Here is a 14,414-nt window from a genome sequence, read left to right as displayed (position 1 = left end):
GATAGATAATGCCTGTCATTGGAATTCCGGTTTGGCTTTGACACCATCCGGAATTCGATTCGAATACAAGGGAAATCAGATGGGAACCAATCTGGAAAACATGTCGCGCAAAGAGCTGATCGCTCTGCGTGAAAATGTTGATAAGGCGTTGAAAAAAGCAGAGAAAAGAGAGCGGCAAGAAGCTCTGAAAGCTGCTGAAAAAGCAGCGGCGGAATACGGGTTTTCGCTGGCTGAATTGTCAGATGGCGGTTCTGTGACTGGAAAACAAGCCAAATCCAAAGCGAAATATCGCAATCCTTCTTCGCCCGATCAAACCTGGTCCGGGCGCGGCCGAAAACCGCAATGGGTGCATGATGCGCTGAATTCCGGCGCCAATATGGCTGATTTGGAAATCTGATTGGAATTGACCTGACATGACAATTCATATTGGCGCTGAAAAAGGCGAAATTGCAGAAACGGTATTGTTGCCCGGCGATCCCTATCGGGCAAAATGGGCCGCCGAGACCTTTTTAGACGACGCAAAACAGGTCAACAACGTGCGCGGCATGTTGGGTTTCACCGGCACGTGGAAAGGTAACCCGGTTACGATTCAGGGCAGCGGCATGGGCATGCCATCACTGTCGATCTACGTGAACGAATTGATCCGTGACTACGACGCAAAAACTCTGATCCGCATCGGTTCGTGCGGCGGAATGCAGGACAGCGTCAATATCCGCGACGTGATTTTGGCGATGACGTCGACCACACTCAGCACGCCTTCGCGGGGCATCATGAAAGAGCTGAATTTTGCCCCCTGTGCCGATTGGGGCCTGTTGCAAGCAGCGGCGCAGGCTGCGGCTGCCAAAGGCACGCCGACCCATGTGGGCGGCATCTATTCGTCGGACGTGTTCTATGACGAACGGCCCGATCTGAACGAACAGATGGTGCGCCACGGCATTCTGGGCGTCGAGATGGAAGCCGCCGAGCTTTATATTCTGGCCGCGCGCCATAAATGCCGCGCGCTGGCGGTGCTGACAGTTTCTGATCACTTGTTGACCGGCGAGGCGCTCCCCTCGTCCGAGCGGGAAAGCAGCTTTGGCGACATGGTCGAAATTGCCTTGCAGGCCGCGTTTCATGAGACCTGAATCCAGACGGATCTACCGTCACTCTCGTCCCTTGAAGCATGCGGTAGGAGAGGTCTCGCCCTCCTGCCGCGCGCCGCAAAAAGCGCAAGTCCAAATCCCTTCTTTGCGGTGCTGACGCCAACGGCAATCACGCGTCAGAGTCGTTGTGCGGGATCGCCAGAACAGATAGGCGAAGACTCCGGCAGCAAGCAAAAGCAACAGAATGGGCATGGCCTTCCATCGCCCATTCCGATCGGCGGATCAAGCCGCGTTTGCGTATTCAAATAACTCTGGTTCATGCTGCTCTTGGGTCGAGTTCGGCTCGGGCATGTAGTAGGCCCACGCCTGATCCAGCAACTCCAGTGCTTTTGCCGCAGCGGCTTGTTTTTCTGAGGGTTTTTTTTCCATCGGAGCGATCCCTAATTGGTTCAATCACTCCTCCCTGACCAGACTATAAGCCCGATCAGCACCCTTCGCAGTGCATGATTTTGCAATCTTGCCATGCGCTTACCGCAAGGCGGCAAAGCATGGCAGCGCGGGTCAAACCGCGCGTTCGACCATCATCTTTTTGATTTCGGCAATCGCTTTGGCCGGGTTCAGACCCTTGGGGCAGGTCTTGGCACAGTTCATGATCGTGTGGCAACGATACAGCTTGAACGGATCTTCCAACTCATCCAAGCGCTCACCCGTTGCCTCATCGCGGCTGTCGATGATCCAGCGATATGCGTGCAGCAACGCGGCGGGTCCAAGATAACGGTCACCATTCCACCAGTAGCTGGGGCACGAGGTCGAGCAGCTTGCGCACATCACGCATTCATACAGGCCATCCAGTTTTTTGCGATCTTCGATGGACTGCTTCCATTCCTTCGCCGGGCGGTTGGTCTTGGTTTCCAGCCATGGCATGATGGATGCGTGCTGTGCGTAGAAATGGGTCAGATCGGGGATCAGGTCCTTGACCACTGGCATATGCGGCAGCGGATAGATTTTGACGTCGCCCTTGATCTCATCCATGCCATAGATACAGGCCAGCGTGTTGATACCGTCGATATTCATCGCGCAAGAGCCACAGATGCCTTCACGGCACGAGCGGCGGAAAGTCAGGGTCGGATCAATCTCGTTCTTGATCTTGATAAGCGCGTCCAGAACCATCGGGCCGCAGCTATCCATATCAACAAAATATGTGTCCACCCGAGGGTTCTGACCGTCGTCGGGATTCCAGCGATAGATCTGGAACTTGCGAACATTTGTGGCGCCGTCGGGCTTGGGCCAGGTTTTACCGGTGGTGATCCGGGAATTCTTGGGGAGGGTCAGTTGTACCATCAGTTAAAATCCTTTGGCGAGCGGCTTGGACGAAACTTGCAGCTTTGGCGTTGGAAGGCAATTCAGGCACATTTTCATCCTGCTCCTTCACTTGCACGCGAGGCGTAAACGGCAATTTCCGCCAGCACGGCTGGAGGTGTCCGCTTGGTGAACGTTTTGAAGATTGTCTCGTGGTCGCGATCCGCCGGGATACGGCTAACAAATCCACGACGTCGGTCGATAGCCCAGCTCTCGATACCGTTTTCAAACAGCCAGCGTGCATATCGCACATCAACGAATTTCTGGCTGTCCTTCATATAGTCATACGGAGCGACGTTCTTGCCCAACGCGACCATCCCACAGGTGGCAAGTTGATCGACGCGGCACATCCGGCGCAGTGGCTGTCCAACTTTCACGACATCACGCTGTCGGTGACTGGACGGTGTCATTTCGGTATATGTCGAGGCGTGCGTCCCGAAAACCACGTCATCCGCACCTTTTTCTTCAAGGCGCTGGGTCATGTGGCGCACAAAGGTGTCGCTGTACACCAGATCGTCATCGACAAAGAACACGACATCGTCCGGATCCGGATGCGTGTAGAACTTTCCGACGTCCTTCTGATCTTCTTCCGGCACGAAGGCATTTATCTTGGGGTGATCCTGATACTCGCTGGGAACCGTACCCCATTCATTCAGGCACAGGTGCAGAACGTCCACCTGGTCGATGATGGATTGAACCGCAACCGGCAGCATTTTTTCCCGCAATGGGTAGGATGCCATATGGGCCCTAATCATCGCCCTGTTCCTTTTCAAAGACTTTGAACGACGCGAAACTTTTCGTTCGCGAATGCCCGTGGCCGTCCCAACTGAACGGGTTGGTTTCGCCGCAATACATGCGCCACTCCGGCAGGTTCTCGGCGATCCAGTCCGAATAGGCCCGATGGCGCACATGCACATTTGGGGATTCAAGATCGAAATCGGACGAATAGATCACCACGAACCGCTTCGCCAGACTGAATAGCCGCTTCATATATGCGTCGAATACATCGTCCTCGACCAGATGATATATGACGTCCAAAGACAGGGCCGCATCATGTGGTTCGATTTCCGTATCTGCCGGAAAGAACGCCCATCCCGGACGTTTTCGGAACAAAGCGCTGCATTTGCTCACACACAACTCTGAAACATCAAGCCCGGTAAAGTTTGGAATATCAAACAACTGCGCCTGATTTCCGTCCCCGCAACCCAGCTCGGCGACGGACTGAACCCCCTCAATTTCAACGAATGTGTTGATGAAATTGGCTTTGTAAACCGCCAGACGCCCATACGACCCGGCACCCGAGTTATTACCCTTGGCATAGCGGTTCTGCCAGTATTCGGTTGAGGAGAAACGGCCCATCAAAACATATCCTTCTCAAAGGCCGCAGACACAGGGGCTGCGACCTTTGAATGCTTTGTTTCCGTTGGCCTCAACGAAGCTCTCACTCTTCGACGTCTCCGTTCGCGGCGCGGTCAGAAGGTCCGCGCCTTGGGTGCGATTTTCTGCAGGCTGATACCGCCTTCGTCCTCGGTGGTCAGCGGATCGACGATGACCGGACGATAGCTGAGGTCGACCTTGTTGCCCTCGACACGGGACACCGTATGGACGCGCCAGTTTTCGTCGTCACGCTCGGTAAAGTCCTCATGCGCGTGGGCACCGCGGGATTCCTTGCGGGCCTCGGCACCGACGATGGTCGCCAATGCGCTTGGCATCAGGTTGGTAAGCTCCAGCGTCTCCATCAGGTCGCTGTTCCAGACCAGCGAGCGGTCAGTCACTTGCAGATCGTCCATCTTGGCGGCAATCGCGGTCATCTTTTCGACGCCTTCCGCCATGGTCTTGGCGGTACGGAAAACAGCGGCGTCCGCCTGCATGGTCTTCTGCATCTCAAGCCGCAGATCGGCGGTCGGAATTGCACCGCTGGCGTTGCGGACCGTGTCGAAACGGTCAAATGCTTTATCGACCGAGGCCTGGTTCAGAACTGGGTTGGCCGTGTCTGCATCCACAACCTTACCGGCCCGGATCGCTGCTGCACGACCAAACACCACAAGGTCGATCAGCGAGTTTGACCCCAGACGGTTCGCCCCGTGGACCGAGGCACAACCCGCCTCACCAACGGCCATCAGGCCGGGTACAACAGCGGTCGGGTCTTCAGCGGTCGGGTTCAGAACCTCACCCCAATAGTTGGTGGGGATACCGCCCATGTTGTAATGCACGGTCGGCAGAACCGGGATCGGTTCTTTGGTGACGTCCACACCCGCGAAAATCTTGGCGCTTTCCGAGATACCCGGCAGGCGTTCTGCCAGTGCCTCGGCGGGCAGGTGCGACAGGTTCAGGTGGATGTGATCCCCTTCGGCCCCAACACCGCGCCCTTCGCGGATTTCCATGGTCATCGAACGCGAGACATAGTCGCGCGGCGCAAGGTCCTTATACTGGGGCGCGTAACGCTCCATGAACCGTTCGCCTTCCGAATTGGTCAGGTATCCGCCCTCGCCCCGTGCGCCTTCGGTAATCAGGCAGCCCGAGCCGTAGATACCGGTCGGGTGGAACTGCACGAATTCCATATCCTGCAGGGCCAGGCCCGCGCGGGCGACCATGCCACCGCCGTCACCGGTGCAGGTATGGGCCGATGTGGCGCTGAAATAGGCGCGCCCATAGCCGCCGGTCGCCAGTACAACCATCTTGGCGTTGAAGACATGCATCGTACCGTCGTCCAGCTTCCAGCAGACGACGCCCTGACACTGCCCGTCCTCGGACATGATCAAGTCGATGGCGAAATATTCGATATAGAACTCGGCGTTGTTCTTCAGCGATTGCCCGTACAGTGTATGCAGGATCGCGTGGCCGGTCCGGTCAGCAGCCGCACAGGTACGCTGTACTGCGGGTCCTTCGCCGAATTCAGTGGTGTGGCCGCCGAAGGGACGCTGATAGATCTTGCCTTCTTCGGTCCGGCTGAACGGCACACCATAATGTTCCAGCTCGTATACTGCCTTGGGGGCCTCACGCGCCAAGTATTCCATCGCGTCGGTATCGCCCAACCAGTCAGAGCCTTTGACGGTGTCATACATGTGCCACTGCCAATGGTCCGGCCCCATGTTCGACAGTGATGCTGCGATGCCACCCTGCGCCGCAACCGTGTGCGAGCGGGTCGGGAAAACCTTGGTCACGCAGGCGGTGCGCAGCCCTTGTTCGGCCATGCCCAGGGTGGCCCGCAGACCCGCCCCACCGGCGCCGACAACGACCACGTCATATTCATGCGTTTCGTATTCGTATGCAGCCATTTCTTTCAGCTCCGGGAATTAGAGGGCAATGCGGGCGATGGCGAACAGGCCCGCCGCAGCCGCGCCATAGGACAGGCAGGTTGTCAGGATGATCAGGACCTTCTCGGTCGTGCCGTGGGCATAATCCTCAAGCATCACCTGTGCGCCTTCGGCGAAGTGTTTCATACCGATCACCAATGTCAGCGCCGCAACAATCGCCGGGAACGGGCGCGAATAATAGTCTAGGACCACATCGTAGGGCTGCCCCAACACGGGACCAAAGGTGAAGATGAACAGCGGAACAAGGATCAGCAAAGCCACCGAACTGACCTTCATCCGCCAGAAATGGGCTGTGCCCGCTTTGGCCGATCCCAGACCAGTTGCGCGTTTGCGGTCTGTCAAATAACGCATGGTTGGCCTCCTTTAAGCAACGATAATCAGGGTCAGAAGGGTCAGGACAACCGATCCGCCAACTACAGCCCAACCCAATTTAGTAGCAGTGGGAATATCCAGGCCCATCGCGTTGTCCCAAATCAGATGCCGAATACCGGCCAGCGTGTGATACCACAGCCCCCACAAAGACAGCGCCATGACCAGATCGCCCAAAACCGACGTCAGCCACCAGTTCGCGCGCTCGAATGCCTCGGGCGAGGTCGCAGCGGCCAGAAACCACCAGACGATCAGCAAAGCAGCCACGATCATGGCGTTCCCGGTGATGCGTGTCAGGATGGATGTGACCGAGGTCAATTGCGGACGATAGATCGACAGATGCGGAGAAAGCGGGCGATTGCCCCGATTAACATCGGCCATGGCGGCTCCTTTTCGGTTGGCTACCGAACGTTTTACTGGTTTTTGCGACACTGTCACGTGCTGCACATGCAAAAAAGCCGCAAATTGACGCAATATGGCAGATATCGGCAAGTTGTGATCACGCAAAATAATGACGTGATCACAAAATTAATCACGCGCTCGGAATGTTAGCGCCCGAGCCTCGAATCTATTCCAATCCAGCGGTTTGCTGCGTCACCTCGCGCAGCAGTTTTTTGCGGATGCGCTCGGGGTAATCTTCGAACCCGGCGGCCGACACCACAAAGGCACCTTCACCCACGATGACGTTTTCGAAGAAATATGCCGTAAGGTCGGGTTCGCTTTCTTCGATGGCAATGGCATTCACAGTGACGCCGCGGCGGCGCAGGGTCTCGTGAATTTCGGTCGGCTCAACCCCTTCATTGGAAATTCCATCACCCGAGATGTCGATCAAATGCCGCTTGCAGGTGGCAACCTCGTCAAAATTCACCAGAGTCATCTCAAGTGCTTCTCCGATAGCTGTCGAGAAGTTGCGCCAGACCCGAGGATCAGCACCCACCTGATCAGCAAACCGGTCGAGGGTTTCGAAACTGTCGATTTTGGTCCAGGGGATGGTTATTCTTTGCCGCGACGCGCCGGTCCACTGAACCAGCATCAGGCGCGCGTTTCCGCGCACCAAAGCTTCTGAGACGATGGGATCCCGCAATCCTTCCGCCAGCCCGTCCATCTGGATACGGTATTCCGACGAATCGACCGAACCCGAGACATCCACCGCAAGCGCCAATGCCAAATCACACGCCCAGGCGGGCGGCGAAAGCAGAATGCAGGCAGCTAAGGATCGAAGCAACATGCGCGCAGCCTAGCACGATTGTGCCGAGCTGCGATCACATGAATGTGCGCACAGATCAGATTGGCATCAGCGCCCAATAATCGAGGTCTAAAAGCACGCCCGGCATGTATCGGCCGTCCTCATTTTTCAATTCAAATGGTTCGCCGCCTTTCGTAGCAACCAAACGCAGGCGGATGGCACCTACACCCGGCACACCGGTTTCGGCCTTGTCCAGAACCTCGGACCAGGCCTTGATCGTGTCACCCGCGAAACACGGGTTGGCGTGCGCACCGCCGTTCAGACCCACGATCATCTGCGCGTTGGCCAGGCCATTGAACGACAACGCCCGCGCCATCGAGATCACGTGCCCGCCATAGATCAGTCGCCCCTCGGGGCGGAAGGTCAGGTCGAAATGCACTTTGGCGGTGTTCTGCCAAAGGCGGGTGGCGAGCATATGCTCGGCCTCTTCTATGGTGACACCGTCCACGTGGTTGATCTTTTCGCCGATCTCATAATCGGCCCAGCGATGCGCCTCACCGGCTTGGGCAAAATCGTAGTTCGAGAAATTCAAACCCTGCGGAATGACCAGATCACTTGGCTCCAACGCCTTTTTCAACTGCGGCACAACCGCTTGGGGCGCGGGGGCGGACAGGTCTGATTTGCGCACCATCACCCAGCGGACATACTCCATGACTGCCTCGTCGCGCTGGTTCAGGCCACGGGTGCGTACGTAAACCAACCCGGTCTTCCCGTTCGAATTCTGCTTGATCCCAATCACTTCGGATTCCGACCGCAACGTGTCACCGGCATAGACCGGCTTCAGCCAGCGCCCCTCGGCATAGCCCAGATTGGCCACCGCATTCAGCGATACATCCGGCACTGTCTTGCCGAACACCACGTGGAAGGCCGCCAGATCATCCAGCGGGCTTTGCGGCAGGCCAGAGGCTCGGGCAAACTCATCCGAAGAATACAGCGCATGACGCGCTGGATAGAGCGCGTGATACATCGCGCGCTCACCATCGGTTACGGTGCGCGGCACCGCATGCTGCAGCACCTGCCCGACGGAATAGTCCTCGAAAAAGCGGCCCGAGTTGGTTTTTGCCATTATTGTTGTCCCAGTTTCATATCGGGTGAATAGTCGGCCGCGACCTCTTTGGTTACAGCCTGCGCACAGCGCATCACGTTATTGGCGGCGTCAAAGGCATAAGACGGGTCGCCATACAGCTCCCACCCTTTGGCCAGCGCGTCGGACACTTTGTGGCAAAAGGCCGAGGTGTCCTCTTCGGTCAGCAGACGATAGAGTTTTGCCATCTTATTCCCCTCACGATCCGAACGGCGATGGGCCGACCAGCCCATGGATATAACCGATGAAACCCAGCAGAACGATCGAGGCCACAAAGAACATCGCGTCTTTGCCGTAAGTCCCGGGTTCGCCGGAGGTCCAGTCAGGTTCGGACTTGTTGATCACGATCACTTCGACCACGGCCCAGGCCAGCAATCCGCCGAACAGGATGATCGAGGCCAGATCGCCATTCACCAGCAGATGCGCAAAGGCCCACAGCTTGAACCCGCCTAGCATCGGATGGCGCAGCTTGTTCAGCAGGCGGCCTTTCTTGGGTGCGGGGCTCATCAGGAAGATGGCAATCAGCACCAGCAGGTTGTTGACGTGGATCAGGAACGTGGGCGGCGCCCAGACATAGATGAAATCGGTCATGCGATAGCCCAAGATCATCAGCAAGATCGAAGCCACCAGCGCCAGTGCCACCACGCCTTTGCCGCCATTACCCATAGCTGCACGCCGCGCGGGCGCGACGCGTTTGAACAGATGTGCGGCCCACCAAAGCGCCACACCAAAGATCAGAAGTACAAAGCCCATGCTGGCTTACCCCGCTTGCAAAGCTGAAATCGCCTCTGCTTTTGCCAGAATTTCGCGGGCGGTTGCAACGTGCAGGTTTTCAACGATCTTGCCATCCACGACAGCAACGCCCTGCCCCTGCGCTTCGACCGCTTCAAAGGCCGCGATCTGACGTTGCGCCAGATCAATTTCGCTGTCCGAGGGCGCATAGGCGGCGTTCGTGATCTCGACCTGAGCGGGGTGGATCAGCGTCTTGCCGTCAAAGCCCATATCGCGGCCTTGCGTGCATTCTGCGGCCAGACCTTCGTCATCCTTAAAGGCATTGTAGACACCATCCACGATGATCAGCCCCTCGGCCTTGGCGGCCAACAGGCACAGGCCCAGCGAGGTCATCAGCGGCAAGCGGTCGGGGCGGAACCGGGTCTGCAACTCCTTGGCCAAGTCGTTGGTGCCCATCACGAAACCCGCCATCAGCGGATGTGCGGCGATATCGGCCGCGTTCAGCATCCCACGCGGGGTCTCCATCATCGCCCAGATCGGGATATCGCCGGTGATCGCAGCCAGCGCGTCTACATCAGCGGCCGAGTTCACCTTAGGCAGCAAAACCACGTCGGCATCCATGTCCCGCACGGCCTCGGCATCGGCGCGACCCCATTCGGTGTCCAGCCCGTTTATGCGCACGATCTTGACCCGCGCGCCGTACCCGCCTGCGGCCAAAGCAGCCTTGAGCGTTTCACGCGCGTTCTCTTTTTCATCCGCTGCAACTGCATCCTCCAGATCAAAGATGATCGCATCGACCGGCAGGCTGCGCGCCTTGTCCAGCGCCCGGTCACGCGAGCCGGGGATATACAGTACAGAGCGATAGGGGCGCTGACGGGGGTCCATTGGCCTCTCCAAAAAGAAATAAAGTTGCGCAGAATGGGGCATTTTTTTTCGGAAAGTTCAAGAGCAAAATCGCCGCATCGCAGCATTCGCGACGCAACGTGCGTTGGTTTAACCGGATTTCGGTGCCTGGCCCGCACCCTTTAAGACAGATGGAATCGAAAGGGTACAAGGATGAAGAAGACGCTGTTCACGATGACAATTGGGCTAGGAATCATGGTTCTGGCCGCCCAGCAGGTACAGGCTCGAACCTGCGCCCCGCGCGAAAACGTGGTCAAACGGCTAACCGAAACCTATGGCGAGACCCGGCAGGTTATCGGCATCGCGCGTCAGGGTGCGGTGATGGAGGTCTACGCCTCTGCCGCAAGCGGCAGTTGGACGATCACTGTCACACTGCCGGACGGGGTAACCTGCCTGATCGCGTCCGGTCAGTCCTATGAGGATATGGCCGAGGCGCTGCCGCCCAACATCTAGGTCAGCGCGTCCCAGATCAGTTTGCCGCCTGTCAGGGTCAGCAGGACGTAAGCGATGCCAAAGAACAGGCGCTCGGACATCATGAAATGTGCCCGGACGCCCAACCACGCGCCAAGAATGGCGAAAGGGGTCAGTAGTAAATCCGCCAGCGCGGTGTGCCAGGTGAACAGGCCCAGATAGGCGAAGGGCACAAATTTCGCCGCGTTGATCACCCAGAAGACCAGCACGGTGCTGGCCTGAAACTCGGTCTTCGATAGGCGCTGCGACAGCAGGTAGACGGCGGCGGGTGGGCCGCCAGCATGGCTGACAAAGCTGGTGAACCCGGCCACCAGCCCCGCAAACAGCCCGGCCGAGGGCGGCAACCGGTTGGCAAATCCGCGAATCCAGCCCTTGCTTTGCGCCATATGCCAGATCACGAACCCAACCGAGATCCCTCCGATCAGCAGGCGCAACAAATCGTCATCTGTCACGCGGTACAGCCACGCGCCCAGCGCGATGCCGGGCACAGCGCCAAGGATTAACAGGCGCGAATCCGGCCAGCTCCAGCGCTTCCAATAAGGCTTTAACGTGGCAACATCGATCACCATCAGGATGGGCAACATCAGCGCCAGCGCCTGTCCCGGCGTCAAGATCAGCGCCAGAATCGACGAGGAAGCAAAGGCGACGCCCGACCCAAACCCGCCCTTGGAAATGCCCGCAAAGATCACCGCAGGGATCGCCACCGCAAAAAACAAAAAATTTAACTCAAACATGCGGCGGTTCCGAAAAAGCGTATCTCAAAGGCCGTTTAGCGCAACCAAAGCGACCCAGCAACGGTATGCGGTTGTATGCCACGTCGTGAAACCCTTGCGTATTGCCGCTTTAGCGACTAGCACAACCGCGATTTCAAAATCCATCGGAGATATTCCACATGGCCAGACCCAAGATCGCGCTGATCGGCGCAGGTCAGATCGGCGGCACGCTCGCCCACCTCGCTGCAATGAAAGAACTGGGTGACGTCGTCCTGTTCGACATCGCCGAAGGCACCCCCGAAGGCAAGGCGCTGGACATCGCAGAATCCGGCCCCTCCGAAGGGTTTGACGCCAAGCTTAAGGGCACCCAGTCCTACGAAGACATCGCGGGCGCGGACGTCTGCATCGTGACGGCTGGTGTCCCACGCAAACCGGGCATGAGCCGGGACGACCTGCTGGGCATCAACCTGAAGGTCATGAAATCCGTGGGTGAAGGCATCGCCGCCAACGCGCCCGATGCGTTCGTCATCTGCATCACCAACCCGCTGGACGCAATGGTCTGGGCGCTGCGCGAATTCTCGGGCCTGCCGCACAACAAAGTCTGCGGTATGGCAGGCGTTCTGGACTCGGGCCGTTTTGCTCACTTCCTGTCGGAAGAGTTCAACGTCTCCATGCGCGATGTGACCGCATTTGTGCTGGGCGGCCACGGCGACACGATGGTGCCGTCGGTGCGCTATTCAACCGTCGCCGGTATTCCTTTGCCGGATCTGGTCGAGATGGGCTGGACCACGCAGGAGAAACTGGACGCCATCGTTCAGCGTACCCGTGACGGAGGCGCCGAAATCGTTGGCCTGCTGAAAACCGGTTCGGCCTTCTACGCTCCGGCCACCTCGGCTATCGAAATGGCCGAAGCTTATCTGAAAGACCAGAAGCGCGTTCTGCCTTGCGCCGCCTTTTGCAATGGCGAGCTGGGTGTTGACGGCATGTATGTGGGCGTTCCCACCGTGATCGGTGCCGGCGGCATTGAACGGATCGTCAACATCAAGCTCAACGAAGAAGAGCAAGCTGGCTTTGACAACTCGGTCAACGCCGTGAAAGGCCTGATCGAAGCATGTAAGGGCATCGACAACTCTCTGGCGTAAGCTGCGGACCCAATCCAAATTGAAACCGGTCCAATTCTGGGCCGGTTTTCTTTTGGTCGCGTGTCGTCGCATATCGGTCGCACATGTTGGCGCAAACAGAGTAAATACCGGTTTCTGAATGCGTTACCTATCGCGAAGATGGCGTGCTCGAATCACTTTCCACATCAGTTTATTTTTGTGATCACACCTGAAAATACTGTGATCACAAATAGTGAAAATCTTCGTGAAATACCGCTTTGCTATCAAAAAAGCCTTTAAACTTGTCCCCTACACACCCCTATAAAAGGTCAATCGTAGTCAGACGGGACAATTTCGATGAACATTCACGAATACCAAGCCAAGGCGCTTCTTCGCAGCTATGGCGCCCCGGTCTCCGACGGTCGCGCGGTTCTGCGCGCCGAGGAAGCCAAAACCGCAGCCGGTGAACTGGATGGCCCCCTTTGGGTCGTAAAGGCACAAATCCACGCGGGCGGCCGCGGCAAGGGCAGCTTCAAAGAGGCTGATGCCGGTGAAAAGGGCGGTGTCCGTCTGACCAAATCGGTCGAAGAAGCCGCCGAAGAGGCCAAAAAAATGTTGGGCCGCACGCTGGTCACGCATCAGACCGGCCCTGCGGGCAAACAAGTCAACCGCATCTATATCGAAGCCGGTTCCAGCATCGAGACCGAGATGTATCTTGCCCTACTGGTGGATCGCCAAACCAGCCGTATTTCCTTCGTCTGCTCGACCGAAGGCGGCATGGATATCGAAGAAGTGGCTGCAGCCACGCCCGAGAAAATCCTGTCCTTCTCGGTTGATCCGGCCACCGGCTATCAACCTTATCACGGCCGCCGCATCGCATTTTCGCTGGGTCTGCAAGGCGCACAGGTCAAACAATGCGTCAAACTGATGAGCCAGCTTTACTCCGCCTTCGTCGAGAAGGACATGGAGATGCTGGAGATCAACCCGCTGATTGTCTCGGACAAGGGTGATCTGAAAGTGTTGGACGCCAAGGTTGGTTTCGACGGCAACGCGGTCTACCGCCACCCCGATATCGCTGAACTGCGCGACGAGACCGAAGAAGACCCCAAGGAACTCGAAGCCTCGAAATACGACCTGAACTACATCGCGCTGGATGGTGAGATCGGGTGCATGGTGAACGGTGCCGGTCTGGCGATGGCCACGATGGACATCATCAAACTGTACGGGGCCGAGCCTGCCAACTTCCTCGACGTGGGTGGCGGTGCCACTAAAGAGAAAGTGACCGAGGCGTTCAAGATCATCACCTCGGACCCGAACGTCAAAGGCATTCTGGTCAACATCTTCGGCGGCATCATGCGCTGTGATGTGATCGCCGAGGGCGTTGTGGCGGCCGTGAAAGAGGTCGGCCTGCAGGTTCCGCTGGTCGTGCGTCTGGAAGGCACCAATGTCGAGAAAGGCAAAGAGATCATCAATACCTCTGGCTTGGACGTGATCGCGGCAGACAACCTGAAAGACGGGGCCGAGAAGATCGTGAAGGCGGTTAAGGGGTAAGGGCCGCTCCGGGGCCTTTGCTCCGGCAAACGCTCCGGCGGAGCGTTTGAGGCACGAACGGGCGGAGCCCCGGAGAATGTGATGCAATATGTAGAAGCCTTCAATTCCCTCGGTTACGACGTGCCCAATCCTCGTCAAGATTGGAGTGCCGAGAAAAATGACGGTATTTGCATCACGCTCTGGAAATCCGAAGTTCAATGGACGCCTGTACCTCCGCGCCTTGATCTTTGGAAACGGGCAACACCTGGCACGACCGATTGGGAATTCCTACCCGGTCACAAAAAACGCACCGCCCACTTGGAGCGAGCTGTGTCGGAGTTTGATGGTTGGGTCGACGTAGTCGTCGTGAATGGCACCCCTGGACAAGGATATGGCGCCGCCGACCCTTGGCTGCCGAAACAACGCGCTGAATATGGTTGGCGCGTTCAAGAATTCGATAAGGCGACGGGCTTCTTTTCTGTCGCCGCAGAGAAACTGAAATAGGAGA

19 protein-coding genes are annotated in these 14,414 nt (G+C 57.5%); 6 read left to right on the top strand and 13 right to left on the bottom strand.

The annotated features are described in order from the left end of the window. Positions 1-79 precede the first annotated feature (79 nt). Both ACR0L1_RS09045 and deoD read left to right on the top strand, forming a co-directional pair. The gene (locus ACR0L1_RS09045; protein WP_170784883.1) at positions 80-397 is read left to right on the top strand and encodes an H-NS histone family protein; all 318 of its coding nucleotides are present in this window, start codon (positions 80-82) and stop codon (positions 395-397) included. 16 nt (positions 398-413) lie between these two features. Further along, positions 414-1,124, top strand: coding sequence for a purine-nucleoside phosphorylase (gene deoD, locus ACR0L1_RS09040; protein WP_480858345.1), 711 nt, complete (start codon positions 414-416; stop codon positions 1,122-1,124). Between the two features lie 240 nt (positions 1,125-1,364). On the opposite strand, the gene ACR0L1_RS09035 is transcribed toward deoD, so the two are convergent. The 12 genes from ACR0L1_RS09035 to ACR0L1_RS08980 all read right to left on the bottom strand — a co-directional run bounded on the left by ACR0L1_RS09035 (position 1,365) and on the right by ACR0L1_RS08980 (position 10,074). Next, positions 1,365-1,511: a hypothetical protein gene (locus ACR0L1_RS09035; RefSeq protein ID WP_170784887.1), complete on the bottom strand. Its 147-nt coding sequence runs from the start codon at positions 1,509-1,511 to the stop codon at positions 1,365-1,367. 132 nt (positions 1,512-1,643) lie between these two features. Beyond that, positions 1,644-2,423: a succinate dehydrogenase iron-sulfur subunit gene (locus ACR0L1_RS09030; protein ID WP_170772528.1), complete on the bottom strand. Its 780-nt coding sequence runs from the start codon at positions 2,421-2,423 to the stop codon at positions 1,644-1,646. Positions 2,424-2,497: 74 nt separating this feature from the next. Beyond that, the gene (locus ACR0L1_RS09025; protein WP_480858342.1) at positions 2,498-3,196 is read right to left on the bottom strand and encodes a hypothetical protein; all 699 of its coding nucleotides are present in this window, start codon (positions 3,194-3,196) and stop codon (positions 2,498-2,500) included. Then, positions 3,189-3,800, bottom strand: a complete 612-nt coding sequence (locus ACR0L1_RS09020; RefSeq protein WP_480858340.1) for a hypothetical protein — start codon at positions 3,798-3,800, stop codon at positions 3,189-3,191. The genes ACR0L1_RS09025 and ACR0L1_RS09020 overlap by 8 nt, the downstream gene beginning before the upstream one ends. Before the next feature lie 113 nt (positions 3,801-3,913). Then, the gene (gene sdhA, locus ACR0L1_RS09015) at positions 3,914-5,719 is read right to left on the bottom strand and encodes a succinate dehydrogenase flavoprotein subunit (RefSeq protein WP_480858338.1); all 1,806 of its coding nucleotides are present in this window, start codon (positions 5,717-5,719) and stop codon (positions 3,914-3,916) included. 18 nt (positions 5,720-5,737) lie between these two features. Further along, positions 5,738-6,109: a succinate dehydrogenase, hydrophobic membrane anchor protein gene (gene sdhD / locus ACR0L1_RS09010; protein WP_170772533.1), complete on the bottom strand. Its 372-nt coding sequence runs from the start codon at positions 6,107-6,109 to the stop codon at positions 5,738-5,740. Between the two features lie 12 nt (positions 6,110-6,121). Next, positions 6,122-6,508, bottom strand: coding sequence for a succinate dehydrogenase, cytochrome b556 subunit (gene sdhC, locus ACR0L1_RS09005; protein WP_170772535.1), 387 nt, complete (start codon positions 6,506-6,508; stop codon positions 6,122-6,124). A gap of 187 nt (positions 6,509-6,695) precedes the next feature. Continuing rightward, the gene (locus tag ACR0L1_RS09000; protein WP_170789731.1) at positions 6,696-7,355 is read right to left on the bottom strand and encodes a DUF1194 domain-containing protein; all 660 of its coding nucleotides are present in this window, start codon (positions 7,353-7,355) and stop codon (positions 6,696-6,698) included. Positions 7,356-7,410: 55 nt separating this feature from the next. Next, the gene (locus tag ACR0L1_RS08995) at positions 7,411-8,439 is read right to left on the bottom strand and encodes a MaoC family dehydratase (RefSeq protein WP_480858336.1); all 1,029 of its coding nucleotides are present in this window, start codon (positions 8,437-8,439) and stop codon (positions 7,411-7,413) included. After that, a complete protein-coding gene (locus ACR0L1_RS08990; RefSeq protein WP_170751789.1) occupies positions 8,439-8,645 on the bottom strand; it encodes a DUF1737 domain-containing protein in 207 nt (68 codons plus the stop codon). Before ACR0L1_RS08990 ends, ACR0L1_RS08995 begins: the two co-directional genes overlap by 1 nt. Before the next feature lie 10 nt (positions 8,646-8,655). Then, positions 8,656-9,210 carry an NnrU family protein gene (locus tag ACR0L1_RS08985; RefSeq protein ID WP_480858334.1) on the bottom strand — a complete coding sequence of 185 codons (555 nt, stop codon included), beginning with the start codon at positions 9,208-9,210 and terminating at the stop codon, positions 8,656-8,658. Positions 9,211-9,216: 6 nt separating this feature from the next. Continuing rightward, a complete protein-coding gene (locus ACR0L1_RS08980) occupies positions 9,217-10,074 on the bottom strand; it encodes an HpcH/HpaI aldolase/citrate lyase family protein (protein WP_480858332.1) in 858 nt (285 codons plus the stop codon). Between the two features lie 171 nt (positions 10,075-10,245). Between ACR0L1_RS08980 and ACR0L1_RS08975 the strand changes: the two genes are divergently transcribed. Further along, complete coding sequence (locus ACR0L1_RS08975) at positions 10,246-10,545, top strand: hypothetical protein (protein ID WP_480858330.1); 300 nt, start codon at positions 10,246-10,248, stop codon at positions 10,543-10,545. On the opposite strand, the gene ACR0L1_RS08970 is transcribed toward ACR0L1_RS08975, so the two are convergent. Continuing rightward, complete coding sequence (locus ACR0L1_RS08970; RefSeq protein WP_170772545.1) at positions 10,542-11,297, bottom strand: sulfite exporter TauE/SafE family protein; 756 nt, start codon at positions 11,295-11,297, stop codon at positions 10,542-10,544. The two genes, ACR0L1_RS08975 and ACR0L1_RS08970, sit on opposite strands and share 4 nt — an antisense overlap. A gap of 158 nt (positions 11,298-11,455) precedes the next feature. On the opposite strand from ACR0L1_RS08970, the gene mdh reads away from it, so the two are divergent. The 3 genes from mdh to ACR0L1_RS08955 all read left to right on the top strand — a co-directional run bounded on the left by mdh (position 11,456) and on the right by ACR0L1_RS08955 (position 14,410). Beyond that, positions 11,456-12,418, top strand: coding sequence for a malate dehydrogenase (gene mdh / locus ACR0L1_RS08965; RefSeq protein WP_170772546.1), 963 nt, complete (start codon positions 11,456-11,458; stop codon positions 12,416-12,418). Positions 12,419-12,733: 315 nt separating this feature from the next. Then, the gene (gene sucC / locus ACR0L1_RS08960) at positions 12,734-13,927 is read left to right on the top strand and encodes an ADP-forming succinate--CoA ligase subunit beta (RefSeq protein ID WP_480504491.1); all 1,194 of its coding nucleotides are present in this window, start codon (positions 12,734-12,736) and stop codon (positions 13,925-13,927) included. Between the two features lie 81 nt (positions 13,928-14,008). Beyond that, the gene (locus ACR0L1_RS08955) at positions 14,009-14,410 is read left to right on the top strand and encodes a hypothetical protein (protein ID WP_170784906.1); all 402 of its coding nucleotides are present in this window, start codon (positions 14,009-14,011) and stop codon (positions 14,408-14,410) included. Positions 14,411-14,414: the final 4 nt, after the last annotated feature.

It is taken from the genome of Ruegeria sp. J8 (assembly GCF_056531925.1).
This window is presented reverse-complemented; position numbering and strand designations above follow the sequence as displayed.